General features: G+C 59.5%; 30 protein-coding genes. 21 read left to right on the forward strand and 9 right to left on the reverse strand.

Translation table 11 applies throughout. The annotated features are described in order from the left end of the window. Nucleotides 1–179: 179 nt before the first annotated feature. From ACR0B5_RS12865 to rpsF, 4 genes are all read right to left on the reverse strand, one after another. Entirely contained in the window at nucleotides 180–665 is a 486-nt protein-coding gene (locus tag ACR0B5_RS12865) for a transglycosylase SLT domain-containing protein (RefSeq protein ID WP_480540907.1), read from the reverse strand. A 149-nt stretch (nucleotides 666–814) separates the two neighbouring features. Next, nucleotides 815–1,435: a 50S ribosomal protein L9 gene (rplI, locus tag ACR0B5_RS12870; protein WP_480540909.1), complete on the reverse strand. Its 621-nt coding sequence runs from the start codon at nucleotides 1,433–1,435 to the stop codon at nucleotides 815–817. 12 nt (nucleotides 1,436–1,447) lie between these two features. Beyond that, on the reverse strand, nucleotides 1,448–1,675 hold the full coding sequence (gene rpsR / locus ACR0B5_RS12875) for a 30S ribosomal protein S18 (RefSeq protein ID WP_005608650.1): 228 nt from the start codon (nucleotides 1,673–1,675) through the stop codon (nucleotides 1,448–1,450). A 27-nt stretch (nucleotides 1,676–1,702) separates the two neighbouring features. Continuing rightward, nucleotides 1,703–2,056: a 30S ribosomal protein S6 gene (rpsF, locus tag ACR0B5_RS12880; RefSeq protein WP_068332653.1), complete on the reverse strand. Its 354-nt coding sequence runs from the start codon at nucleotides 2,054–2,056 to the stop codon at nucleotides 1,703–1,705. 284 nt (nucleotides 2,057–2,340) lie between these two features. On the opposite strand from rpsF, the gene ACR0B5_RS12885 reads away from it, so the two are divergent. Next, a complete protein-coding gene (locus ACR0B5_RS12885) occupies nucleotides 2,341–2,859 on the forward strand; it encodes a hypothetical protein (RefSeq protein ID WP_170553073.1) in 519 nt (172 codons plus the stop codon). A 130-nt stretch (nucleotides 2,860–2,989) separates the two neighbouring features. After that, nucleotides 2,990–3,562: a YceI family protein gene (locus tag ACR0B5_RS12890; RefSeq protein ID WP_170374040.1), complete on the forward strand. Its 573-nt coding sequence runs from the start codon at nucleotides 2,990–2,992 to the stop codon at nucleotides 3,560–3,562. Between the two features lie 60 nt (nucleotides 3,563–3,622). Here the strand turns inward: ACR0B5_RS12890 and ACR0B5_RS12895 are convergent, their stop codons facing one another. Next, nucleotides 3,623–4,849: a cytochrome b/b6 domain-containing protein gene (locus tag ACR0B5_RS12895; protein WP_480540912.1), complete on the reverse strand. Its 1,227-nt coding sequence runs from the start codon at nucleotides 4,847–4,849 to the stop codon at nucleotides 3,623–3,625. 174 nt (nucleotides 4,850–5,023) lie between these two features. Between ACR0B5_RS12895 and fabD the strand changes: the two genes are divergently transcribed. From fabD to mltG, 7 genes are all read left to right on the forward strand, one after another. Next, nucleotides 5,024–5,962 (forward strand): ACP S-malonyltransferase, encoded by a 939-nt coding sequence (fabD, locus tag ACR0B5_RS12900; RefSeq protein WP_170553078.1) that lies wholly within the window; start codon nucleotides 5,024–5,026, stop codon nucleotides 5,960–5,962. 42 nt (nucleotides 5,963–6,004) lie between these two features. Continuing rightward, nucleotides 6,005–6,742 carry a 3-oxoacyl-[acyl-carrier-protein] reductase gene (gene fabG / locus ACR0B5_RS12905; protein ID WP_170374037.1) on the forward strand — a complete coding sequence of 246 codons (738 nt, stop codon included), beginning with the start codon at nucleotides 6,005–6,007 and terminating at the stop codon, nucleotides 6,740–6,742. Nucleotides 6,743–6,951: 209 nt separating this feature from the next. Further along, entirely contained in the window at nucleotides 6,952–7,185 is a 234-nt protein-coding gene (locus ACR0B5_RS12910) for an acyl carrier protein (protein ID WP_008756330.1), read from the forward strand. 139 nt (nucleotides 7,186–7,324) lie between these two features. Next, complete coding sequence (locus ACR0B5_RS12915; RefSeq protein ID WP_480540914.1) at nucleotides 7,325–7,864, forward strand: GNAT family N-acetyltransferase; 540 nt, start codon at nucleotides 7,325–7,327, stop codon at nucleotides 7,862–7,864. Nucleotides 7,865–7,988: 124 nt separating this feature from the next. Continuing rightward, nucleotides 7,989–8,732: a 1-(5-phosphoribosyl)-5-[(5-phosphoribosylamino)methylideneamino]imidazole-4-carboxamide isomerase gene (locus ACR0B5_RS12920; RefSeq protein WP_170374035.1), complete on the forward strand. Its 744-nt coding sequence runs from the start codon at nucleotides 7,989–7,991 to the stop codon at nucleotides 8,730–8,732. Between the two features lie 189 nt (nucleotides 8,733–8,921). Then, a complete protein-coding gene (gene fabF, locus ACR0B5_RS12925; RefSeq protein ID WP_170458843.1) occupies nucleotides 8,922–10,187 on the forward strand; it encodes a beta-ketoacyl-ACP synthase II in 1,266 nt (421 codons plus the stop codon). Then, the gene (gene mltG, locus ACR0B5_RS12930; RefSeq protein ID WP_480540917.1) at nucleotides 10,188–11,345 is read left to right on the forward strand and encodes an endolytic transglycosylase MltG; all 1,158 of its coding nucleotides are present in this window, start codon (nucleotides 10,188–10,190) and stop codon (nucleotides 11,343–11,345) included. Nucleotides 11,346–11,389: 44 nt separating this feature from the next. On the opposite strand, the gene ACR0B5_RS12935 is transcribed toward mltG, so the two are convergent. Both ACR0B5_RS12935 and ACR0B5_RS12940 read right to left on the reverse strand, forming a co-directional pair. Continuing rightward, the gene (locus tag ACR0B5_RS12935) at nucleotides 11,390–12,646 is read right to left on the reverse strand and encodes a DEAD/DEAH box helicase (protein ID WP_480540918.1); all 1,257 of its coding nucleotides are present in this window, start codon (nucleotides 12,644–12,646) and stop codon (nucleotides 11,390–11,392) included. Nucleotides 12,647–12,965: 319 nt separating this feature from the next. Then, nucleotides 12,966–14,471 carry a peroxidase family protein gene (locus ACR0B5_RS12940; RefSeq protein WP_480540920.1) on the reverse strand — a complete coding sequence of 502 codons (1,506 nt, stop codon included), beginning with the start codon at nucleotides 14,469–14,471 and terminating at the stop codon, nucleotides 12,966–12,968. Between the two features lie 667 nt (nucleotides 14,472–15,138). Between ACR0B5_RS12940 and ACR0B5_RS12945 the strand changes: the two genes are divergently transcribed. Continuing rightward, nucleotides 15,139–16,509: a DNA-packaging protein gene (locus tag ACR0B5_RS12945; RefSeq protein WP_480541030.1), complete on the forward strand. Its 1,371-nt coding sequence runs from the start codon at nucleotides 15,139–15,141 to the stop codon at nucleotides 16,507–16,509. A gap of 72 nt (nucleotides 16,510–16,581) precedes the next feature. Here ACR0B5_RS12945 and ACR0B5_RS12950 read toward each other — a convergent pair whose 3' ends face one another. Next, nucleotides 16,582–16,836, reverse strand: a complete 255-nt coding sequence (locus tag ACR0B5_RS12950) for a hypothetical protein (protein WP_480540922.1) — start codon at nucleotides 16,834–16,836, stop codon at nucleotides 16,582–16,584. A gap of 260 nt (nucleotides 16,837–17,096) precedes the next feature. Continuing rightward, on the reverse strand, nucleotides 17,097–17,945 hold the full coding sequence (locus ACR0B5_RS12955) for an SDR family NAD(P)-dependent oxidoreductase (protein ID WP_480540924.1): 849 nt from the start codon (nucleotides 17,943–17,945) through the stop codon (nucleotides 17,097–17,099). 239 nt (nucleotides 17,946–18,184) lie between these two features. Here ACR0B5_RS12955 and ACR0B5_RS12960 point away from each other — a divergent pair, with 239 nt between their 5' ends. From ACR0B5_RS12960 to ACR0B5_RS13010, 11 genes are all read left to right on the forward strand, one after another. Next, nucleotides 18,185–19,333 carry a phage portal protein gene (locus ACR0B5_RS12960; protein WP_480540926.1) on the forward strand — a complete coding sequence of 383 codons (1,149 nt, stop codon included), beginning with the start codon at nucleotides 18,185–18,187 and terminating at the stop codon, nucleotides 19,331–19,333. Beyond that, nucleotides 19,326–19,544, forward strand: a complete 219-nt coding sequence (locus ACR0B5_RS12965; protein WP_480540928.1) for a GTA head formation protein, RCAP_rcc01685 family — start codon at nucleotides 19,326–19,328, stop codon at nucleotides 19,542–19,544. The genes ACR0B5_RS12960 and ACR0B5_RS12965 overlap by 8 nt, the downstream gene beginning before the upstream one ends. Before the next feature lie 14 nt (nucleotides 19,545–19,558). Continuing rightward, nucleotides 19,559–20,116, forward strand: a complete 558-nt coding sequence (locus tag ACR0B5_RS12970; RefSeq protein ID WP_480540930.1) for an HK97 family phage prohead protease — start codon at nucleotides 19,559–19,561, stop codon at nucleotides 20,114–20,116. A gap of 33 nt (nucleotides 20,117–20,149) precedes the next feature. Continuing rightward, nucleotides 20,150–21,328: a phage major capsid protein gene (locus ACR0B5_RS12975; protein WP_480540932.1), complete on the forward strand. Its 1,179-nt coding sequence runs from the start codon at nucleotides 20,150–20,152 to the stop codon at nucleotides 21,326–21,328. A 171-nt stretch (nucleotides 21,329–21,499) separates the two neighbouring features. Further along, nucleotides 21,500–22,099, forward strand: a complete 600-nt coding sequence (locus tag ACR0B5_RS12980; protein ID WP_480540934.1) for a head-tail connector protein — start codon at nucleotides 21,500–21,502, stop codon at nucleotides 22,097–22,099. Continuing rightward, nucleotides 22,096–22,434 (forward strand): phage head closure protein, encoded by a 339-nt coding sequence (locus tag ACR0B5_RS12985; protein WP_170458826.1) that lies wholly within the window; start codon nucleotides 22,096–22,098, stop codon nucleotides 22,432–22,434. The genes ACR0B5_RS12980 and ACR0B5_RS12985 overlap by 4 nt, the downstream gene beginning before the upstream one ends. Beyond that, a complete protein-coding gene (locus ACR0B5_RS12990) occupies nucleotides 22,431–22,844 on the forward strand; it encodes a DUF3168 domain-containing protein (RefSeq protein WP_480540936.1) in 414 nt (137 codons plus the stop codon). Before ACR0B5_RS12985 ends, ACR0B5_RS12990 begins: the two co-directional genes overlap by 4 nt. 20 nt (nucleotides 22,845–22,864) lie before the next feature. After that, nucleotides 22,865–23,278 carry a phage major tail protein, TP901-1 family gene (locus tag ACR0B5_RS12995; RefSeq protein ID WP_480540938.1) on the forward strand — a complete coding sequence of 138 codons (414 nt, stop codon included), beginning with the start codon at nucleotides 22,865–22,867 and terminating at the stop codon, nucleotides 23,276–23,278. Continuing rightward, the gene (locus tag ACR0B5_RS13000) at nucleotides 23,278–23,595 is read left to right on the forward strand and encodes a gene transfer agent family protein (RefSeq protein ID WP_480540940.1); all 318 of its coding nucleotides are present in this window, start codon (nucleotides 23,278–23,280) and stop codon (nucleotides 23,593–23,595) included. Before ACR0B5_RS12995 ends, ACR0B5_RS13000 begins: the two co-directional genes overlap by 1 nt. Beyond that, entirely contained in the window at nucleotides 23,592–23,801 is a 210-nt protein-coding gene (locus tag ACR0B5_RS13005; protein WP_480540942.1) for a rcc01693 family protein, read from the forward strand. The genes ACR0B5_RS13000 and ACR0B5_RS13005 overlap by 4 nt, the downstream gene beginning before the upstream one ends. Further along, a complete protein-coding gene (locus ACR0B5_RS13010) occupies nucleotides 23,788–24,450 on the forward strand; it encodes a phage tail tape measure protein (protein WP_170458816.1) in 663 nt (220 codons plus the stop codon). Before ACR0B5_RS13005 ends, ACR0B5_RS13010 begins: the two co-directional genes overlap by 14 nt. The last annotated feature ends 8 nt before the right edge of the window (nucleotides 24,451–24,458 follow it).

A 24,458-nucleotide genomic window follows, 5' to 3' on the forward strand; every position in this document is an offset into this window, starting at 1 on the left:
GTGGCCGGACTTGCAATTTACCTAGAGTGGAACCCAACTTACCTCACGGCAATCAGGACATCACATAATTCAAAACATGACAAGTCAATGCAGGAAATGTCTAAGCTTTTGGCGTGTTGTTTCAGGCTATAGAGCATTTTTGTCACTATTTTGCCCAAACTGCTAACAGCGCTCAGGGCCTAGGGCGCGGGTCGTAGCCCTGTTTCGACAAGCATGCCGCGGGCCTTTGCTTCGGGGTAAAACCCTTTGGCGTAAAGGAAAATCGCGCGTTTTTGATCTCCGTCTGCCAGCATCCAAGCACCCTTCAAGTACTTGCCTGCGTATTCAAGATTTGTGTCTGCGTCCAGCAAACCTTGGGCATTTCCCTTGTATCCCATCGAACGTGCGGTAGCGGGCAGGATCTGCAAAAGCCCGTAATACGGCCGGTTTACAGCCCATGGCCTGTGCGTGCTTTCGCGTATTGCAAGTTTGTGGACCAGCTCTCGGGGGAGTTCGTAGTGATCGGCCCATTTGTTGATAGAGGCCCTCAGCTCGGGCGTTTCGTTGGGGTAGAGTGGCGGATCGAAGGGATCAGGGTCACCGCGTGAAACATCGACACCGCTGCACGCGGCGAGGGCAGACAGCGCAAGGAAAGCGATAATGCTGCGACGTGAGAATAGGGCCATCAAACTACTCCGAACTTCAGGCGGCGATCATATGGATCACGGGTCTTGTCGCAACCTTAGCTTTAAAATTTGGCTGAATTTTGCTGGTTCCGATACGAAAAAGGGCCGCGCGAGTGGCGCAGCCCTTCAATCTTGTTGCGTCAGCCAGATCAGGCTTTGGCTTCGTCTTCGTCCGTCGGAGCGGCCTCGGGCGCCAGATCTTCGTCTTCCGACGCGGCCGAGCCGATGTCGTCAAACAGTTCGGCGATTTCGAATTCAGCAGCGGCTTCTTCTTCAGCAGCCAGTTCCTGAATCGATTTGCCCGATGCCTGCAGCTCGGCTTCTTCTTCCGAACGAGCAACGTTCATCTTGATCTCGACTTCAACCTCGGGGTGCAGGCGAACTGCAACTGCGTGCAGGCCCAGTTCTTTGATCGGAGCGACCAGAACGACTTGTTTCTTGTCGACGGTGAAGCCTGCTTCGGTCGCAGCGTCTGCGGCGTCACGAGGCGTGACCGAACCGTACAGAGCACCAGCATCCGATGCCGAGCGAATCACGATGAACTGCTGACCGTCCAGCTTTTCAGCCAGCGCTTCAGCTTCTTTCTTGGTTTCCAGGTTGCGCGCTTCCAGCTGTGCTTTCTGGGCTTCGAACGACGCGATGTTGGCGTTCGACGCGCTCAGGGCTTTGCCTTGGGGCAGCAGGAAGTTGCGGGCGTAGCCGGGCTTAACGTCAACGACGTCGCCCATTTGACCCAGTTTCGCAACGCGTTCCAGAAGGATAACTTGCATATCAGTCTCTCCTTACTTCACAGCGTAGGGCAGCAGGGCGAGGAAGCGGGCGCGCTTGATAGCACGGGCCAGTTCACGCTGCTTTTTCGCCGAAACGGCGGTGATGCGCGAAGGTACAATCTTGCCACGCTCAGAGATGTAGCGCTGCAGCAGACGGGTGTCTTTGTAGTCGATTTTCGGCGCGTTCTCACCCGAGAACGGGCAGACCTTGCGGCGGCGGAAAAATGGTTTTGCGGCCATGGTTTATGTCCTTTCGTCAGGCGTTGATCAGCGGCGCTCGCGGCGGCCTTCGCGCTCATCGCGCTTCTGCATCTGGACCGAGGGGCCCTCGGCATGCTCGTCGACCTTGATGGTCAGAACGCGCATAACGTCGTCATGCAGGCGCATCAGGCGTTCCATTTCCTGAACCGCACCCGAGGGGGCATCGGTTTTCAAGAAGGCGTAGTGGCCTTTGCGGTTCTTATTGATCTTGTAAGCCATCGTCTTGACGCCCCAGTACTCGCTTTCGACGACGTTGCCGCCGTTGTCAGCCAGAACGGTGCCGAAATGTTCGACAAGGCTTTCTGCCTGCGCGTTGGACAGATCCTGACGCGCGATCATTACATGCTCATACAGTGGCATGTGCACTCCTGTTTATATCAAGGCGCATTTCAAAGGCGGGGCCATCTGGTCCTTCGCGACCCTGCCACGAGAGGCTGCGCGATTCATATCTCCTGCGAAGGATGGCCTCGTATACACGTTTGAGCGGGCGGGGCAAGCCCTGCCACATATGCCTCTGTGAAGTCGCCCAATTTCCACTGCTGCGCCCAATTCCTGACGCTTTTCGCCCCGAAGTTGATAAGCAACCCGGAAATAACCGGATAGCACAGACTTACGAAGGTAACCTTAATAAGGGTATGGATGTTATGACCGCGATTCAGACAAATACGCTCGACAATAAAGCGACGGGTACGAGCTTTGAGCACTCCGTTCCGGTCATGATCACGTTCAAAGCGAACTGGCAAGCGCGGCTGGTTCTGGCGCGCGCCGTCGGAGCCTTCCTGATCGTTTCCGCCTTTTCGATGTGGCTGATGCCCGGTTCGATGTTGGGGGCCGAGGTTTGGCCGATCAAAATGGTGGCCTCGATGGTGTTTCTGATCGTTGGCGTAAGCCTGTTGACGATCGAAGTGATGGATAGCCGCCCGGATGCCTATTTTGATCCGATCCGCCGCGAGGTGCGCGTGCTGCAGAAGAATGAAAACGGACGCCCTCAGACCGTTCTGCGTCGTAGTTATGACAGCCTGGGTGGCGCAAAGTTCGAGGATGACGAGGTACAGTTGTTCGATGTCGACGGCAGCCTGCTGATGAAACTGCCTCTGCAATCGGCGGATGTCAGCCGAGCGCTGAAGGGTCAGCTTAGCCAAAGTGTAACAATTTTCGCCTGAGATTTATTCTGTTCAACCAAGCACAGAAATTGTGAATCAAAAAGACTTGTGTGCTGCCCTTAGGCAGCACATTTTTGTTTCCGAGCAAACGCACTATGTTTGCGTATAGTCCACAAACCCGGAGACAGTCATGAAATCCACCCTCCTTGCTGCCGCGCTTGCCCTTACGGCAACCACTGCTTTCGCCAGCGCCGAAAAATACGTTCTGGACTCTAGCCATAGCCAGGTGCTTTTCAGCTACGATCACCTTGGTTTCTCGACCACTTACGGCATGTTCTCGGGCTTTGAAGGCGAGATCATGTTCGATCAGGAAGACCCCGCCGCGTCGAGCGTTTCGGTCTCTATGCCGGTTTTAGAGATGTTCACAGGCTGGAAGCCGCGTGAAGATCACTTCATGACCGAGGATTTCTTTGGCGCCGCCGAAGGGGACCTGATTACGTTCACCTCGACCTCGATCGAAGTGACTGGCGAAAACACCGCAAACATCACCGGTGACCTGACCATGAACGGCGTTACCAAATCGGTCGTTCTGGATGCCAAGCTGAACAAGGCTGACAACCACCCGATGGCAAACAAGCCTTGGGCCGGCTTCGACGCCACAACGACGCTGGTGCGCAGCGAGTTCGACCTGGGTCAGTTCGCGCCCTTCGTCAGCGATGAAGTTCAGGTGCAGATTTCTGTCGAGGCTCAGAAAGCCGAGTAAATCTGCGCGGATCCCTTGGATCACAACCGCCGGGGGCCAAAACCCCCGGCGGTTTCTTTTTTATTCAGAACGTTTCGCCGTCAGGTCAACGGAGACCGTAACGTTGAAGCCCAGAGACTCCTCGGTCGGTTGGGATGTGCCCACATCGAACGCCATGCGGTTCAGTTCTAATGTGCCGGACATGCTTGCCGTGTCGTCCTCGAGTAGCAGGGAGAAGGGCAGTATGACGTCCACCGATTTGTCTCGGATAGTCAGGGGGCCTCGGGCCTCGTAGCCTGTATCTGTCTTGAACAGGTCAGCTTTGAACTGGGCCGTTGGGAATTGCGCGCTGTCGAAGAAATCAGCGCCCATGGCTTGGTCCGTGACTGTCCCGAGGCTGAGCGACGCGATGGCGATGGTCACATCCACCGATCCCGCAGGGCCCGGTTGGGCGGGTTCTTCAAACGCGATTGCGGCCGTCCACTCGCCGAAGCTGCCAGTGACGGGGCTGCCCAACTGCGAGATTGTGATCGCAAGGGTGCCTTCTTCGACGTTCCAGTCGGATTGCACATCGCCAAGCTCGGCCGCATCCACGGCGCCTTTTGCGTGATCCTCGAACACTCCGATGGACCAGCCGCCGACCAGAACGGCACCCCAGATGGCCAAGGCTGCAAATGCAGGTACGGGTGAGTGGTGTTGCGTTGGAGGTTCGGGCGCGTCAGCTCGTCCCGGCAGCATCCGTCGCAGGGTGCTGTCCTTGTCCACGACGTGATGTTTCAGCGCACCCGCGATGTGCAGCGCCAGCGACCCGGCAAGAACCCAGATGAACAGCCAATGCAGGTTTGCCGTCACCTCGGACAAATAGAGGGATTTGGGCACGAAGGGCAGGTTTTGGCCGAAGGGCCACCAAATGGATGCAAAGCCTTCGGTCGCGGCGTGGTGTATCCAGCCGGTCAAGGGCACCAGAACAAGCGAAGCGTAGAGCATCCAGTGAACGGTCTCAGCGGCGAAAGCCTCGGGCTTGTTGTCCGCATTCAGCAGGCCGGGTTTGGTTTGGGTCAGCGCCCAGAGGATACGCGCCAGCGCCACGAAGAACACGGTGACCCCGATCGTTTTATGCAGGGAAAACAGCGTTGCGGCCCGCGCGATATCGGATTCGCTGGTCGGGATGTTCGGGTCGTAGATGGCATGCGCCAGACCATTGGCAAACCAGCCCAAGGGCAGGGCGGTCAGGATCAGCAAAGCGGTCAACCAGTGAAAGGTTTTGGTCACGCTGCCATAGCTTGAAAAGGTATTGGTCGAGGGCATCTCTTGCACGCTCCGGATTCGATTGTCTGACTTGAACCTAAAGCCAGACGGATTCGGCACAAGCCCGACCCGCGCACAGATATGGTGCCCGAATGCAGAGCGCAGGCCCTACTTGTGCCGCGTCCTCACACGGTTTACACCCCGCCGCAACCTAACGTCATCCAAGAGGTTGCAATGACACGCGCGTTCGTTTTCCCAGGGCAGGGTGCCCAGACCATCGGCATGGGCAAGGCTCTGGCCGAGGCATACCCGGCAGCTCAGGCCATCTTTGAAGAGGTGGACGACGCGCTTGGCGAAAAGCTGAGCCAGCTGATCTGGGAAGGCGACATTGCCGATCTGACCCTTACGCAGAACGCGCAACCGGCGCTGATGGCGACCTCGATGGCGGCGATGCGCTCGCTTGAGGCCGAAGGAGTCTCGGTCACCGATGCCGCTTTTGTGGCCGGGCATTCATTGGGTGAGTATTCCGCACTTGCTGCAGCTGGTGCGTTGTCGGTGGCCGATACCGCACGTCTGTTGCGGACCCGTGGACAAGCCATGCAAAGCGCCGTGCCGGTGGGCGAAGGTGCGATGGCTGCGATCTTGGGGCTGGATCTTGATGCCGTGCGCTCTGTGGCTGAAGAGGCCGCGCAGGGTGAGGTTTGTCAGGCGGCCAATGACAACGACCCGACTCAGGTTGTGGTGTCCGGCGCAAAAGCTGCCGTGGAACGCGCGGCTGAGATTGCCAAAGAAAAGGGCGCAAAGCGTGCGGTTATGCTGCCAGTCAGCGCTCCGTTCCATTGCGCGCTGATGCAACCCGCTGCGGATGTGATGGCCGAGGCACTGGCCGCCGTTGAGATCAAGGCACCGGCCGTTCCTCTGATCGCCAATGTGCGGGCCGAGGCGGTCACAGCCCCCGATTTGATCCGCCAATTGCTGGTCGAGCAGGTCACAGGATCGGTCCGCTGGCGGGAAAGCGTGCAATACATGGCGGCGCAGGGTGTCACCGAGACATGGGAAATTGGCGCGGGTAAGGCTCTGTCGGGTATGATCCGCAAAATTGACCGGGCAATTGCAGGCAAGGCCGTTGGTACGCCCGAGGATGTTCAAAAGGCCGTTCGGGCCGAATCGTAAGCATAGAACGCGGCCTTCGGGGCGCCTCACGAGGGAAATAGAATGTTTGATTTGACAGGTAAGAACGCGCTGATCACTGGTGCTTCGGGTGGTATCGGAGGCGATATCGCGCGGGCTCTGCACGGCGCGGGTGCCTCGGTCGGTCTGTCCGGCACGCGGGTTGAACCGCTGCAGAAACTGGCCGACGAACTGGGCGAACGCGCCCACGTGCTGCCGTGCAACCTGAGCGACTCCGAAGCCGTCGAGGCCCTGCCAAAACAGGCAGCCGAGGCGATGGGCTCGGTCGATATCCTGGTCAACAACGCGGGTATCACACGTGACAACTTGTTCATGCGCATGTCCGACGAGGAATGGCAGAGCGTGATTGACGTCAACATGACCTCGACCATGAAGCTGTGCAAAGGCGTGATCCGCGGCATGATGAAGGCGCGTTGGGGCCGGATCGTGAATGTCTCGTCCGTTGTGGCTGCGATCGGCAATCCGGGGCAGGCGAACTATGCGGCCTCCAAGGCGGGGATGATCGGGTTCTCGAAAGCGTTGGCGCATGAGGTCGCAACGCGTGGTATTACGGTGAACGCAGTGGCCCCTGGCTTTATCACGACGGCGATGACGGAAAAGCTGACGGACGAGCAGAAAAAAGGTTTGTTGCTGAAAGTTCCGGCTGGTCGAATGGGCGACCCTGAGGAAATCGCGGCCGCTGTTCTGTACCTGTCCAGCCCCGAGGCCGGATACGTGACCGGAACAACCTTGCATGTGAACGGCGGCATGGCCATGTTGTGACCGCAACCAAGGCGATGCGAAAGCGTTTGCCTTGCGCGTTGACTATGCTATAGGCGGCGCATCTATGCTGGGGCCGGTCGTTTTGGTCGGCCCTCGACTTTCCCGGACAGCCGGGAGCCAAACCGCCCGGAACGGGCAAAACAAGTCCATCCCGAGCGGGCAAGGGCAGAACCGGGCGGATCGCCCTGAAGAAAGAATGAGGAATAGACATGAGCGACGTCGCAGATCGCGTGAAGAAGATCGTTGTTGAACACCTGGGTGTTGAAGAAGACAAAGTAGCGGAAAACGCTTCGTTCATCGACGACCTGGGCGCAGACAGCCTGGACACCGTTGAACTGGTCATGGCCTTCGAAGAAGAGTTCGGCATCGAGATTCCCGATGACGCAGCCGAGACCATCCAGACCTTTGGCGACGCCGTCAAATTCATCAGCGAAGCGTCCTAAGCGTATCGTACTGATAGAAAAGCGGCGCTTCCGGGCAACGGAGGCGCCGCTTTTTTGTGCCTGCGTTAAATTCAGGGTTGCACGAGGCGATTTCGATTCGCACTGTTTCCACTGAGGCACAATTCAAGGTGGGCAGGACATGATAAGATCCACCCCGATGATAAATACGGCGCGTCTGACACTCTGTGCGATGCGCCCTGAGGATTTTGAACGGTTCGCCGAGATCTGGCGCGACCCGTGTGTAACGCGCCATATCGGTGGCACCCCGCGGTCGCGCGGTGAGGCCTGGGACTCGTTTCTGCGCAATGCAGGGCATTGGCAGATGGCCGGGTTCGGGCAATGGGGTGTGCTGCAGCAATCGAATCGCAAGCTGATCGGTCAGGCTGGTTTCTTCTATGGAAACCGTGCAATGGGCGAGGATTTCGACACTTATCCCGAAGCCGGTTGGGTTCTGGCCCCCGAAGCTCAGGGGCTGGGTCTCGGATATGAGGCCGCTCAGGCCGCCCATGATTGGTTTGATCGGATCATGCCGGGCCGATTGGTGGCGATGGTAAACGCAGCCAACGCCTCGTCGCAGAAGCTGGCGAAAAAGCTGGGCTATGTCGTGATGCGCGAGGCCGAGCACGACGGCACCCCTGTTCATCTTCTTCGCCGCAATGGTCCCCCGGCGCGGGCGTAATACCGCCAACACACAGCAATGCCGCAAACAGCGCAAACAATGCCGATCCTGGTCGCAGCAGGCTCGGATGTGAGGGTGTATGTTACTATGAGACTTTAGGGCGCTTGGGCGGAGGAGAAAGCTCATGAGAATCTACCCCACAATGGAACTTCAGAACGGTCGCTGCGTCACCTTGGACAAAGGGCGTCTGGAGGATGCGATGATCTGGCATGTGAACCCGGTCGAAACCGCGCGGGGTTGGGCAGAGGCCGGGGCCGAGTGGATGCATCTGACAGATTTCGATGCTGTAGAGGGCCGTGATACCAACTCGGAACTGGTGGAAGAGATCATTCGGTCGGCCGAGATCCCCGTGCAATTGGCTGGGGGTATGCGCACGCGTGAGCAGGTCGAATACTGGATCGACAAGGGCGCGGGCCGCGTTGTGATCGGGACGCTAGCGGCGCGGGACCCCCATCTGGTGAAGGAACTGGCCAAGCTTTACCCGGATCAGATCGTTCTTGCGGTCGATGTATGGCAGGGGTTTGTCATGACCGACGGCTGGCGTAGCCAAAGCGCGTTCACACCCGAAGCGTTCATTGATGCCTTCGATGGCACGCCTTTTGCAGCCATCGTTGTGACCGATATCGACAGTGACATGGAAGACGTTGAGGCGCAGCTGGGCCTGATCTCCGGCCTGGCGCAGCATTCGCGCACGCCGGTCATTGCCAGCGGCGTGGTGCGTACTGCGGACGATATCTCGCGCCTGTCCTACATCCCGAACATTGCGGGCGCGATTGTCGGCCGAGCTTTGTTCCGGAAAACAGTCGATCTTTCCGACGCTCTGGGCGTAGCAGCTGGCGCGCATGAGCCAGTGGCGCAGTTCCAGTAACGGAACCGAAAATGAAACTCTCTCGCCCTGCGATTTCAGTAGGGCGAGGGGGATTAGCAGGCGCAGGATCGCCCAAAATCAAGCTGAAACCGCAAGATGCAGACGGGGAATGGAGCGTGGCCCTTGCCCCCGCACCCCGGGCCGGGGTATGAGCGGTTCGCATAACAGTAAGCAGGCAAGAGGCACTTCATGCGCAGAGTCGTCGTAACCGGTCTGGGGTTGGTCACTCCTTTGGCCAGCGGAGTCGAGGAAACCTGGTCGCGTCTGCTGGACGGAGAGTCCGGCGCAGGGCCAATCACACATTTCGATGCCGAGGCAAGCGGGGTCACTACGACCTATGCCTGCGAGGTGCCGCGTGGAGACGGAACAAACGGAACGTTCAACCCCGATGACTGGATGCCTCCGAAAGAACAACGCAAGATCGAAGACTTTATCCTGTACTCGATCGCTGCGGCGGAGATGGCGTGCAAGGATGCAGGCTGGACCCCTGAGGGTGAGGAAGATCGCCTGCGCACTGGCGTTCTGATCGGCTCAGGTATTGGTGGGCTGGGCTCGATTGCGGATACCGCTAACTTAATCCGTGACAAAGGCCCGCGCCGTGTGTCGCCCTTCTTTATTCCCGGCGCACTGATCAACCTGGCGTCCGGTCAGGTGTCGATCCGGTTTGGGTTTAAAGGGCCGAACCACTCGGTCGTGACTGCGTGTTCGACTGGTGCCCATGCGATTGGGGACGCCAGCCGCATCATCCGCGCAGGCGACGCCGATGTCATGGTGGCCGGTGGCGGCGAGGGCTGCATCTGCGAGATCGGCATCGCGGGTTTCAACGCCTGTAAGGCGTTGTCGACTAAGTATGCAGACGATCCGAAGAAAGCCAGCCGCCCCTACGACGTTGACCGCGATGGTTTTGTCATGGGTGAAGGCGCAGGCATCGTCATTCTGGAAGAATACGAACACGCCAAAGCACGTGGCGCGAAGATCTATGCCGAGGTTCTGGGCTACGGAATGTCGGGCGACGCGTATCACATCACCGCACCGTCGGAAGATGGCGACGGGGCCGAGCGTTCGATGAAAGCCGCGCTGCGCAGCGCTGGGCTGGAGCCGAAAGATCTGGACTATATCAACGCGCATGGAACCTCGACTATGGCGGACACGATCGAACTGGGTGCTGTAGAGCGTCTGCTGGGGGATCACGCAGCGAATGCGACCATGACTTCAACCAAATCCGCTACAGGGCACCTGTTGGGGGCAGCGGGCGCGATTGAGGCGATCTTCTCGATCCTTGCGATCCGCGATCAGGTGGCGCCTCCGACCATCAACCTCGACAATCCGGCGGTTGAAACGCCGATTGATCTGGCTCCGAACGAAAAGCGCGAGCGTGAGATCAACGTGGCCCTTTCGAACTCGTTCGGGTTCGGCGGCACCAATGCCAGCGTGATCTTCGGAAAGGCCAGTTAAATGTGGCGGGCCATTGCATCGAACGCGCTGACCATCCTGGTGGTCGGCCTGTTTCTGGTGGGCGGTCTGATCCTTTGGGGCCAGACCCAGTATCATTCGGAAGGCCCGCTGGAAACCGCGATCTGCCTGCGGGTGGAAAGCGGTTCGAACATGACACGGGTTAGCCGCGAGCTTGAGGACCAGGGCGCGATCACCAACGCCACGATCTTTCGCATGGCCGCCGACTACACCGATCGGGCGCAGCAGTTGAAAGCAGGCAGCTTTCTGGTGCGTGAAGGCGCGTCGATGGAGCAGATCATCTACGAGATCACCAGCAGCGGCGCGAGCACCTGCGGCTCAGAGATCGAATACCGCATTGGCGTGACCCGCGCGCAGACCCGCGTGCGCGAGTTGAACCCAGCCACGCTGGAATTCGACGAAATCGCCGAGTTCGACATGGCCGAGGAAGAAACACCGGCGGCCTATCAGGAGAAGCGCCAAGAGGCAGACACGCGCTATCGTGTTTCACTCGCAGAAGGCGTGACCTCATGGCAGGTGGTTGAGGCTTTGAAGGGTTTTGAAGCGCTGAGCGGCGAGGTTTCCGAGATTCCTGCCGAAGGCTCGCTTGCGCCAGACAGCTACGATGTCGCTGCCGGTCAGGACCGCAACGACATCCTGAAAGCGATGCAGGACAAACAACAGCTTCGGATCAATGCTGCCTGGGAAAACCGCCAAGAGGGTTTGCCGCTGGAAAGCCCTGAGGAAATGCTGATCCTTGCCTCGATCATCGAAAAAGAAACGGGCGTTCCCGGAGAGCGGGGCCAGGTCGCCAGCGTCTTTGTGAACCGTCTGAATCAAGGCATGCGCCTGCAGACCGACCCGACGGTTATCTACGGCGTCACCAAGGGGCAGGGACCGTTGGGACGTGGCCTAAGGCGCAGCGAGCTGAACCGGCCAACACCTTGGAACACCTATCAGATCGACGGGCTGCCACCGACCCCGATCGCCAACCCCGGTCTGGCGAGCCTCGAAGCAGCCGTTGCGCCTGACAACACGGACTACGTGTTCTTTGTTGCGGATGGCACCGGAGGCCACGCCTTTGCCGAGACGCTGCAGGAACATAACCGCAATGTCGCGAAATGGCGCGAGATTGAGGCCGAACGAAACTCGGGCAACTAAGCCAAAACGAAAAACAGCGCCGCTTTCGGCGCTGTTTTTTTAGGTCAGGCTGCGGGTTTGCGACGAGGGCGCCGGCGCTTGTTTTGCCCGGGTTTCGCACCTCCGTTCGCCGGTCTCGGCTTGAAACGCCGGTTGTTCTGGCGACGCCCGCCGCGTTCAGCTTCAACAGGTTCGGGCTGTGTGCCGCTGGCGACCGGGATGTCGATCTTCATCAGTCTTTGGATTTGACGCAGCAGGTCGACCTCTTCCGCCGAGCAGAAGGCAATTGCCTCACCCTCGCGACCGGCGCGCGCGGTGCGGCCAATGCGGTGGACATAGTTGTCGGGCACCTCAGGCAGGTCGTAGTTGATCACATAGGCGACGCCGGGAATGTCGATCCCACGCGCGGCGACATCTGTTGCGACCAGCACGTTGATTTCACCGGCACGGAAGGCCTTGATGGCGCGGTCACGCTGTCCCTGGCTTTTGTTGCCGTGGATCGAGGCGGCGTTGTAGCCATCGGCGACCAACCCCTTCATCAGCTTCTCGGCCCCGTGTTTGGTGCGCGAGAAGACAAGGGTCAGCGCGTCGGTGTCCTGCGACAGGATCTCACGCAGTTTGCCGGGCTTCTCGGGTTTAGTGACGAAGTGAACCGACTGCGTGATCTTGTCCGCCGCTTTACCCGGAGGCGAGACCTGCACCCGCTGGGGATTGGTGAGATAGGCGCGGCTGATCTCCTCCATCTGCTTCGGCATCGTGGCCGAGAACAGCATGGTCTGACGCGGTGTGCCTAGAGCAGGCGCGATTTTGCGCAGCGCGTGGATGAAGCCAAGATCCAGCATCTGGTCGGCTTCGTCCAGAACAAGGTGGCGAACCGACCCAAGGTCGACGGCCTTCCGCTCCATCAGGTCGATTAGACGCCCTGGCGTGGCCACCAGAATATCTGTGCCGCGGCCCAGAAAGGCGATCTGTTTGTTGATGGACTGACCACCCACAACAGTTGCCACGCGCAATTTGGTCTTGCCGGTTAGAACGCGCAGGCTGTCGGCAATCTGGTTCACAAGCTCGCGCGTTGGCGCGAGGATCAGAGCCTTGGCCGTTTTGGGCGCAGGTTTGCCGGGTTGGTTTAGCAGGTGATCAACCAAAGGCAGGCCAAAGGCCAGCGTTTTGCCGGTACCGGTCTGCGCCAGCCCCAGAATATCATGCCCGTTTAGAGCCAGCGGGATCGCCTGGTTCTGGATTGGCGTGGGCTGTGAGAAATTCGCACTTTTCAGTGCATCGTTGAGCGCTGGTGCAAGGCCCAGCATATCGAAGTCGAACAATATTTATCCTTTGCCGCCCGCAGCATTCGCCAACGGGCAAGTCGTGATGGGCCGCATTCGCGACCGATAGGGTCAAGCGGGACCTCGGGACAGGCAGGCGAATCCTGCTCTATCTGGTCGTCGCGTTAAGAACCCTGCGTGATGGGGAACTGGAAAAATCTGTGGCGCTGTGGGGCAGATGGTGCCCGCCGAGGCTCACGCGTCAGCGCTGGTCAGATGCTCATGATGCGTGGCAACTGAATTGTCAAGGCTTGTCAGTGATAGTTCCTTGGTCTTGGGAAAACCCTGATCCGGCTTATCGGATCAGGGCAGGGCAAGTTTAGGTGCGAAGATCCCCCGCATGGGCGATGCTATCGCGATTGGCTTCAACGAATTTCAGCATATGCCCCATCGAATACGTTCCGTCGTCATCTGCGCCAAGTTCTTTCCACGGCTTAAAGTCATGGGTCGAGCAGACAAGGCTTTCCGGGTCAAGATACAGAAGCCGCAGCAACACCGTCGCGACGATCGTGCCGCCCACCGGCCCAAGTCGACCGCCATGACCTTCGGCCTCTTGCAGACAGTAATACCACAGCGGTGTTTTGGTGACGCCGTGGTCTGACAGCTCAGGCGGAGCCGCAAGTTCGGGCACATGCATCTTTCGCGCCATTTGTTGACCTGAGGCAAGCTCCAACGTGAGGCGGTCGCGCAGCAGGTTGCGCAAAGGAAGTTTGCGGTTCTGATCCTCGGTCATTGTGGCGCCGCCGATATCGGCCGTGCCGCTGATGAAGGGGAGCGCGAAAATGGATTGCGCCATTTTGCGCCCAATGGGTCGCGCACGCGTGCCTGCAGTTTGACCGGGATAGTCGAACAATTTCTCGAAGTGAATGTTCAGGTCTGACGGTCGGAAGGAGAACTCGGGCCGTCCTAGCTTGAACAGGTCGAAATCCAGATTGCCATGATTGAGCCGGTATTTGGACTGCACTGTGGCGTGCCCGAAGCGGTAAGCAGCGCCGGAGAATTCTATCGGCATAACCGGAGAGTCATCTTTGAAAGGCTTCGGAAGTGTCCCAACTTCGAGATGATCACGCACATGTTTTAGAATGTGGGCGTCGACGAATGCCTGAAGCAAATCATGGGCCACGAGATACTGATAGTGCAGCCGACAAATTCGGCGCGCAACCTGGAAAGGCTCCTCGCTTTTCTTGAAGGTATGCATGGCTGCCGCTGAAATGCCGGACAAGGCTTTGCGCGCCATGCCACTGTCTGCTTCCAAAGCTGTCATGACGATGTTGTGCAAGCAAATGAAAGCGCCCTGCAATTGCGAAACGATCTGGTTTTCGTCGTTACGAGGGTCACCAATCAGCGCCGTGCCTTGCTTGGTTCGGGCAAGATCGAGATGATTGTCAGCGTTGCCAAAAAGAAGGAACCCGTGATGGTCCGGGTGATAGAGGTGCGGCGATGCTTCTGGGCCATCGCCGTAAACGCAATCGAGGTCCAGTGTCGGGGTGCGGATATTACGAATGGTAGCTGGATCAATAACTGTCCCAATGGCCGAGGTTGCGTCCAGCGTTACATCGTGGTCGACGAATTGACCGAAGAAGGTCATACCGGCGGCGACGTCATGCCCCTGTGGGTCATTGGTATCTTTCATTGAGTCAACCGCTGCATCAAACGCGGCGAGGACGTCAGCGGTATCAAAGGGCTCACCGCCTGGGGCGATACCTGAGAGAGGATTACGATGCCCAATTCGTCCAAACGTATCCGGCAGCGGCGGGCGTGGGGTATCCGCGCATTCTTTTACCAGCGTTTCATATCGGCTAAGCCCATGGGGTTGGCGTGACATAACTACTCCAAAAAATAAACAACTTCGTTCTAGGTTGAATCATGCTCACAAAATGATGAGCATAATGGTCAAAATAGCACAAATGAGGATATAAATCCTTCTTTTTCTCAAAACCGGAAACGAAATTGAGGAATAAGTCTGTGTTTAATATGGGTATGCAGGCTGTATTTGGGGGTATTTTCTTTCGAAGAGGTGGTTCGCGCAGGACAACGCTCGCGGAGGGTTATAAAAAGTTTAATAAACAGAACGGCTTAGGTGTTGCGGCCCGTTGCGCACAAACTTGACACAGCGCACTCATTCTCGTATAAGTTGTGCCATGCTAGAAGAAGTGGGGAACGGCCCCGGGGCGACCCGGCGGCCGTTTTTTCGTTTCTCTCGTGCGGAGAAAACTCACGCATGAGGTCACAGGCAAACATGACTTTGATTACCCCGGAAGAGCGGATCTCCCAGACGGCCGACTTGTTGCAGTCGCTCGAGAGGTCCATTCGAGATCTGCGCCATGCAGCGGAAGAACTGCGCCAGCAGATCGGAGCCGGGGAGGATGCAGACCTTGCCGGAACAGGCAAGCAACTCGGCCAGCTAGAGGGGCTGATCCGCAGTTGCCAGAAAGTGGAGACAAGCTTTGTCGAACAACATCTCAGACAAGCCGGAATTGCCCAAGGGGGATATGCGCTCGACCTTGACCGGGCTCGGTTTGAGGTCGGGTGCAGACTGGCTCGCCTCCGCACCTGTTGCGGTGCAGGACAGATTTCTGAGTGAGATCGGGGAGGGGGGGCTGTGTGCCCTCCCTTTCCTTTTCGAGTTCTGGGCGCTGCCGCATCAGTTACCGCCCGATGGCGACTGGCGGTCTTGGGTGATCATGGGCGGGCGCGGGGCTGGTAAGACGCGCGCAGGGTCTGAATGGGTGCGCTCGATGGCCGAAGGGGCCAAGCCTTTGGACAAGGGCGCGGCGTCTCGTGTGGCGTTGGTGGGTGAGACCTTTGATCAAGTGCGCGATGTGATGATCTTTGGCGATAGCGGTATTTTGCAATGTTCCCCGCCCGACCGACGGCCCACGTGGAAAGCCTCTGAGCGCAAGCTGATCTGGCCGAACGGGGCCGAGGCGCAGGCGTTCTCAGCGCATGATCCCGAGGGATTGCGCGGCCCTCAGTTCGATGCGGCCTGGGTGGACGAGTTGGCCAAATGGAAGAAGGCCGGGGAGACCTGGGATATGCTGCAATTTGCTTTGCGTTTGGGCGATCAGCCTCGGGTCTGTGTGACGACAACACCGCGCAATGTGAAGGTTCTGAAAGAGTTGCTGGCATCGCCCTCCACCGTTCAAACCCATGCGCCGACCGAGGCGAACCGCGCCAATCTGGCCGCGTCCTTCCTCGAGGAGGTGCGCGCACGCTACGCAGGCACACGGCTGGGGCGGCAGGAGTTGGACGGGGTGCTATTGTCAGATGCCGAGGGGGCGTTGTGGACGGGTTCGATGCTGGAGGCGGCGCGTTGCGCGCATCTGCCCGAGCTGGACCGGGTGGTTGTGGCATTGGATCCGGCGGTGACGGCGGGATCGAACGCCGATGCCTGCGGAATCGTGGTCGTGGGCGCGCAGCTACAAGGCCTGCCCGAGGCGTGGCGCGCCTACGTGCTGGTCGACCGCACAGTGCAGGGCGTCGGCCCGACGGGCTGGGCGCAGGCGGCGATTGACGCGATGGACGAATTCGGGGCCGAACGGCTGGTGGCCGAGGTCAATCAGGGCGGGCAGCTGGTGGAAGAGGTCGTGCGGCAGGTGGACCCTCTGGTCCCGTTCCGCGCTGTTCGCGCCTCACGCGGCAAGGTCGCGCGGGCCGAGCCTGTGGCGGCGTTGTACGAACAGGGACGAGTGAGCCACGTGGCCGGGCTGGACGCGCTGGAGGAGCAGATGTGCCAGATGACTGCACGCGGGTTCGAGGGGCAAGGCTCGCCCGATCGCGTCGACGCTTTGGTATGGGCGCTGCATGAGTTGATTGTGGGGCCTGCGGGAACGTATCAGCGGCCAAGGGTGCGGAGTTTGTGAACTCTAAGAAGTGTGCTTGCCATCAATCAGGTTTTGCATAGCGGACTGATCGCTTGTTGGAAGCACTCAGGTTCAGGACATCGGCTTCCCTTGGCTCCAACTATCCTCATATTCACCGAGCAATCGGGACAACGCCAACAGCGAAGAAAACAGCCTTGCATAGACATCCGGTGACATCATTGTTTTGTAGTCATCAAGCACCTGCACAAGATTGACTACACCTGAGGCAAACGCCTCGTAGACGTGTTTGTCGGCAGCGGTAGGTTCGTTTGTCCAAATATCGTGCGCATCGTAGTAGACGGGCGGGACAGGGTCATTTTCATTCATCGGGTGGCCTCTTGCATTCGAAGCGCACGTGGGGGCGTATGCAACGCAAACAACACCTCTGGCATGAATTCAAAAGACTTTGGCTGCGACTGAAAAGGAATTTGGTTCAAACTTCAACGAGCGGCCAATTCTTACAATTGGCCATTTTGGATTCAGGGCAGGGCTCACACGACCGGCTCGACGCGCCGGACAGGGCGCTGCACGAGTTGATGGTGGGGCCCGCGGGGGCGTATCGGCGGCCTCGGGCGTGGTGCCTTTAGTTATTGCTCACCAGTTTTCTCGAATTTAGCAAATGCTTCTGCGTAATCGGGGTGCCAGCGAGAGAGTGGAGGGCGGTTTTCGGTAATGTCTTGAATAGCCCATTGTGCTCGACGTCGGTCGCGTGTCTCGTCGACATCATTGTCCGGGCAAAGGATATAAAAATCACCATTGGCCATTCGACTGAACAAGTGATCAACCGTTTGTTCACTGGTCCACGCCGCGGGCGGTTTTTCCGGGAGGAAAGACGCAATCATACCAGTGTATGTAAAACCTGGCACAAACAAGTGAACAGTAATTGGTGCTCCGGCTTCACGCAACTCATGAGCCAATTGTTCGCTGAGTACTTTGACCGCGGCTTTGGTGACATTATAGCCGGGGTTACCCGGCGGTGTTGTAATGCCCTGTTTCGAGCCGGTATTTATGACTACAGCAGGGCGGTTAGCTTCGATCATGCGAGGCATAAAGGCCTGCACGCCTCGCAGAACGCCGAAAAAATTCACCTGCAAAAGCCGCTGCCAGTTTTCCTTTTCTGACCAAGCGGTTGTCGGCAGACTAATCCCCGCGTTGTTCATCAAAGCAGCAATTGGACCGATCTCAAATGCGCGATCGGCAAGTCTGTTTACCTCTTCATCTGATGTTACATCAGTCGGTATGCCTTCAATAGGTGCGTTAGCGGAGGCCAATTGACGTGCTTCTTGAACTGTTGCGTCAAGTTGTGCTCCGGGTAGATCTGCCAGAACGACGCCCAAACCCGCGTGCGCAAACCGTAGTGCCGCAGCGCGCCCGACCCCACTTGCTGCCCCGGTAACAACCGCGACGCCACCATTTTTCACTGCCTCGTTGAACATATTGTGTTCCTTCCCGATCCATGAAACTTCGCAAATTTGAAATGGTCATCCAAATGTATCAAAGGTTGTCTCAATAGAGTATCAAGCTCATCAACAATTCTGTCTACTACTCTGACGACAGATGATTATGGGTGCTTGTGTTGCCCATCCCCCGTACGATCCATTCCCAAGGCTTAAACTTCTTTCCGTCATAACTCCTTTCAACAAGCCGGACACAGCGGCGGCAGAAAGGAGCATATATGGTATTCGATTTCTTGCGTCGTGGAGCGCCCGAGGCGAAGGCGAGCGCCGCAGGCCCCGTGGTGGCATGGCAGTCGGGCGGGCGCGTGGCGTGGAGCCCTCGGGACGCGGTGTCGCTGACACGTACGGGGTTTTCGGGGAACCCGGTGGGTTTTCGATCCGTCAAGCTGATTGCTGAGGCGGCGGCGGCGTTGCCGTTAGTGCTGCAGGATCAGGCGCAGCGGTTTGATGTACATCCGATCCTCAGCCTCATGCGCCGTCCGAATGCGGCGCAGGGGCGGGCGGAGTTGATGGAGGCTCTGTTCGGGCAGTTGCTGCTGTCGGGCAATGCCTATGTTGAGGCTGTTCAGGCCGAGGAAGGCTTGCCGGTGGAGCTGCATGTCTTGCGGTCTGACCGGATGAGCGTTGTGCCGGGCGCGGATGGCTGGCCCAAGGCGTATGACTACGCTGTGGGCGGCAAGAAGCACCGGTTTGCAGCGGAAAATATCTGTCATATCAAGTCGTTCCACCCGCAGGATGATCACTACGGGTTCTCGCCCATGCAGGCGGCGGCGATGGCGATTGATGTGCATAACAGTGCGTCTCGCTGGTCAAAATCGCTGCTGGATAATGCGGCGCGGCCTTCTGGTGCGCTGGTGTGGAAGGGCGACGGCCATGGGGTGATGGCCGAGGATCAGTTCCGGCGTTTGTCCGATGAGATTGAGCAGAACTATCGCGGGGCGCGCAATGCAGGCCGCCCGATGGTTCTGGAAGGGGGGCTGGACTGGAAGCCAATGGGGTTTTCGCCCTCGGATATGGAGTTTCAAAAGACCAAGGAAGCCGCCGCCCGCGAGATCGCGTTGGCCTTTGGGGTCCCGCCGATGCTGCTGGGGATACAAGGCGACGCGACCTATTCGAACTATCAGGAGGCCAACCGGGCGTTCTATCGCCTGACCGTGCTGCCTCTGGTGACGCGGGTGGCGGCGGCGGTGTCGGAGTGGCTGGTTGGCTTTACCGGCGAGGATCTGATGCTGAAACCCGATCTGGATCAGGTGCCCGCGCTATCGGCGGAACGCGATGCGCAATGGGCGCGGGTCAATGGGGCCGATTTCCTGACGGATGCGGAAAAGCGTGCGTTGCTGGGCCTGCCGGAGCGTGCGGATGTCTGAGGGCTATCCCCCGTTCGAATGCGCGCCGGGCTTGCGTCTGGCCGCGCATGAACGGGTGGCCGAGATCCAGCACGCGCATCTGTGTCAAAGGCTGGATCAGATCGAAGAGATGATGGAGCGGCTGGAGAAGCGGTTGTGGCTGACGGTTTATGGCGTAGTCGCGGTGATCCTGGCGCAGGCGTTTCAATCCATCTTGGTGGTAACGCCGTAAGTTCAATAAGTTACATGGAGAAGTTCATGAATTTAGAGCATAAATTTTCCTGGTTCGGAGACGGGTTGTCCGTCACCGACGATGCCGTGATCGAAGGCTATGCCAGCCTGTTCGGGCAGGTCGATCAAGGAAGCGATGTCGTGCAACGTGGGGCATATCGCGGCTCGCTTGAAGGGCTGGCAAGGGCTGGGCAGCGGGTCAAGATGCTGTGGCAGCACGATCCGGCGCAGCCCATCGGTGTGTGGGACGAGATGCGCGAAGATGACCAAGGCCTTTGGGTCAAAGGACGTCTGCTTGAAGCCACGCAAAAGGGCCGTGAGGCGGCGGAATTGATCCGGGCGGGCGCTATGGATGGCCTCTCGATTGGCTATCGCACCAAGCGGGCCGTGAAGAATGACAAGGGCCAGCGGGTCCTGACCGAACTGGAGCTGTGGGAAGTGTCCTTGGTGACGTTCCCGATGTTGCCCAGTGCGCGGGTGGTGGCAAAGGGCGTGGACCCTGAGGCCGAGAACACCTGGCGCAGTATTGCCGAGGTGTTCGACGACGCCCGGCAGGAGCTGGCGCGGACCTAGCGCGCCTCAATCCCACCCAAAAAGGAAGTGCTGATGAGCAAGACCGAAACCACGGCCTTGACCGGAGAGGGTGCGCCCCTGGTTCAGGAGGTGAAGCAGGCGATGGCTGGCTTCGTGAATGAACTCAAGGGCCTCAAGGCTGAAGTTAAAACCCAACTGCAACAGACAGAAGAGCGATTGACCATGCTGGATCGTAAATCAACCATCGTAGCGCGCCCGCATCTTGCGGCCTCGATTGAGGACGGCGCACCACACCAGAAGGCCTTCGACGCCTATTTGCGTTCGGGCGAGGATGACGGGTTGCGCGGGCTGGAGATGGAGTCGAAATCTCTGTCGAGCGCGGTGAACAGCGATGGCGGCTATCTGGTTGATCCGCAGACCGCCGAGACGATCAAGTCGGTCCTGAATTCGACCGCCTCGATCCGTTCGATTGCGTCGGTGGTGAATGTTGAGGCGAACTCGTTCGACGTTTTGATCGACCATACCGATGTGGGCGCGGGTTGGGCCGACGAGGCCTCGGCGACGACCGAGACCGCGACGCCGTCCATCGACCGCATCTCGATCCCGCTGCACGAGCTGAGCGCGCTGCCCAAGGCTTCGCAACGTCTGCTGGATGACAGTGCCTTTGATGTCGAGGGTTGGCTGGCTGGCCGTATCGCCGACAAATTCGCCCGCGCCGAGGCGGCCGCGTTTATCGGTGGTGACGGGGCGGACAAGCCCAAGGGTATTCTGGACCACCCGGCTGTCGACAATGACGTCTGGGCCTGGGGCAATCTGGGCTACGTTGCGACCGGCACGGCGGGTGGCGTCGATGCGGACGCGATCGTGGATGTGGTCTATGCGCTGGGCGCGCAGTACCGCGTGAACGGCACCTTCGTGATGAACTCGAAAACCGCCGGTCTGATCCGCAAGCTGAAGGATAGCGATGGCCGCTTCTTGTGGTCCGATGGTCTGGCCGCGGGTGAGCCTGCGCGTCTGATGGGCTATCCGGTGCTGATCGCCGAGGACATGCCGGATGCGGCGACCGACAGTTTCTCGATTGCCTTTGGCGATTTCCAGGCAGGTTACACCATTGCCGAACGTCCCGATCTGCGCGTGTTGCGTGATCCGTTCAGCGCCAAGCCGCATGTTCTGTTCTACGCGACCAAGCGCGTTGGCGGCGACGTAAGCGACTTTGCTGCGATCAAGCTGGTGAAATTCGGTACCGCCTAACGCGGGCTGAAACCGAGGGGCCTTTTGGCCTTTCGGGCGGCGGGCGCGGGCCGGGGTGAGATCCCCCGCGTTGTCTAGCTGCTCCCCTCCGTCCGAGCAACGTGGGGCGGCGCGTGCCCGTCATTTTCAAGGATACGGCCCCGGAGGGGTCCGAGATTGCGGAGTGAATGGATGATGTTGATCGAAGAAACCGCCATCGCGGATGCGGTGCTGCCGGTGGATCAGTTCAAGGCGCATCTGCGGCTGGGCACGGGGTTCGCCGAGGGTGATACGCAGGATGAGGTTCTGACCGGTTTTCTGCGTGCAGCAATTGCAGCGATCGAGGCGCGCACCGGCAAGGTGCTGATCGAGCGCGAGTTTTCGTGGAGCCTGAACGGCTGGCGCGAACTCGAAAGCGAAACTCTGCCGGTGGCCCCGGTGGTTTCAGTTGGTGCTGTGACGCTGACGGATGCGCTGGGCGCTGAGACCGTGGCGGACAGTGCGACGTACCGGTTGGAGAGGGATGCGCAGCGCCCTCGGGTGCGGGCGGCGGGGTCTTGTTTGCCAAGAATCCAGACCGGCGGATCGGTAAAGATCGCCTTTACAGCTGGCATGGCCGCAGATTGGGGCGGATTGCCTGCCGATCTGGGACAGGCGGTGCTGCTGTTGGCGGCGCATTACTACGAATATCGCGACGAAATGGCCTTGGGCGCAGGGTGTATGCCTTTCGGTGTGACCAGCCTGATCCAACGCTATCGCACGGTGCGCTTCGGCGCTGGGGTGATGCAATGAACGCGCCGCGATTGAACCGCAAGCTGGAGCTGGAGGCGCCGGTTCGCACAGCTGACGGCGCTGGGGGCTATACTGAAACCTGGGCCGCTTTGGGCTCGCTCTGGGCCGAGGTGACCGCGCGTAGCGGGGCGGAACGAGCGGTCGGTGGGGCTTCGGTCTCGCGCGTTGGCTACCGGATCGTTGTACGGGGGGCGCCCGAGGGTTCGAGCATGCGGCCCGCTCCGGACCAGCGGTTCCGCGAAGGTGCCCGTCGGTTCGTGATCCGCGCTGTGGCCGAGCGGGACCCGCGCGGCCAGTACCTGACCTGTTTTGCAGATGAAGAGGTGGCGGCATGAGCTATGGCGTTTCAGCCGCTTTGCAGGCGGCGGTGTTTCAACAGCTATCGGGCGATGCGCAGGTCAGCACGCTGTCGGGCGGGGCGATCTATGACGCGGTGCCTGCGGGGACCATGCCGCAGACTTACGTGACTTTAGGCCCGGAAGAGGTGCGAGAGGCCTCTGACCGCGCGAATGCAGGGGCTGTGCATCGCTTCACGGTCTCGGTGGTGTCCGAGGCAGCAGGTTTTGGCGCGGCCAAAACGCTGGCCGGCGCGGTTTGCGACGCGCTGGAAGGCGCGGTGCTGAGTTTGGACCGGGGCCATCTGGTGGGGCTGTGGTTCGAACGGGCCAGCGCCCGACGCACGGGAACGGGCGGCGCGATCCGCCAGATCGATCTGAGATTCCGCGCCCGCGTGGAAGACGACTAAGCAATCAACGGAGAGAGCACATGGCTGCCCAGAACGGAAAAGACCTGTTGGTCAAAGTGGATATGAACGGCACGGGCCTGTTCGAAACCATCGCGGGCCTGCGCGCCACGCGGATCAGTTTCAACGCGGAAAGCGTCGATGTGACAACGCTGGAAAGCCAGGGGGGCTGGCGTGAGCTGCTGTCTGGGGCGGGGGTCAAATCGGCTTCGATCTCGGGCTCGGGCGTGTTCAAGGACGCAGGGACCGACGAGCGTGCGCGGCAATTGTTCTTTGACGGTGAGACGCCCGGTTTTCAGGTGATCATTCCCGATTTCGGTATCGTCGAAGGCCCGTTTCAGGTCAGCAGTATCGAATATGCGGGCTCGCATAACGGTGAGGCGACCTATGAGATGAGCATGGCAAGCGCCGGTGCGCTGAGCTTTACGGCGCTCTGATGGCCAATCCGTGGACGGGCGAGGTGGCGCTGACCATCGATGGGGAGCAGCGGGTGCTCAAGCTGACGTTGGGCGCTTTGGCGGAATTGGAACAGGAACTGAGGGCCGGATCTCTGGTCGAATTGGTGCAGCGCTTTGAGGGCAGCGGGTATTCCAGCGGTGACGTGCTGGCGCTGTTGGTCGCGGGGTTGCGCGGCGGCGGTGCGCCGGTCACCCGCGATGACCTTCTGCATGCCGAAATTGCAGGTGGTCCGATGGCCGGGGCCAAAGCTGCAGCCGAGTTGCTGGCCCGCGCCTTCATGGTGCCGGAGCAGTGAGCGGGTTCGACTGGCCCGCGCTGATGCAGGCCGGGATCCTCGGCCTGCGCCTGACGCCGGATCAGTTCTGGCGTCTGACCCCGGCCGAGTTGCGGCTGATGTTGGGGCAGGGCGCGGGGATGCCTGCGATGAACCGGAAGGGCCTCGACGGTTTGCTGGCGGCCTATCCGGACAAGGAACAAGGAGAGCGTGATGACGGATCGTGAAGGTTTTGATGACCTGCAGGAGCGGGGAGAGTCGCTGGGCGACGCGCTGGGCGACGCGGCGAGCATGGCGGCGGCGTTTGATGGTCACTTGCAGCGGGTCAGGGCCGCCTTTGAAGAGACAGGCAAGGACGTTGCCACTCTGGAACGGGGCCTGTCCGGCGGTTTGCGCAAGGCGTTTGACGGCGTGGTGCTGGACGGGATGAACCTGTCGGATGCGCTGGATGTGCTGAAGAACTCGATGATCCGTACGGCCTATTCGGCGGCGATCAAGCCGGTCACGGATCATTTCGGCGGCATGCTGGCCAATGGGGTTGGCAGTCTGGTGCAGGGCATTCTGCCTTTTGCGGATGGTGGCAGTTTTTCCCAGGGCCGTGTGATGCCTTTCGCAAATGGCGGCGTAGTCAGCAGCCCGACGATGTTTCCGATGCGGGGCGGCACGGGTCTGATGGGCGAGGCTGGGCCCGAGGCGATTATGCCTCTGGCGCGCGGCGCGGACGGAAAGCTGGGCGTCCGGACGCAGGGCGGCGGGCGTGCCGTGAATGTGGTGATGAATATCTCCACGCCCGATGTGCAGGGATTCCGCCGGTCGCAAGGCCAGATCGCGGCGCAGATGAGCCGCGCTTTGGGCCGTGGCAATCGCAACAGATAAGGGGAGCA

It is taken from the genome of Ruegeria sp. AG1 (assembly GCF_056541705.1).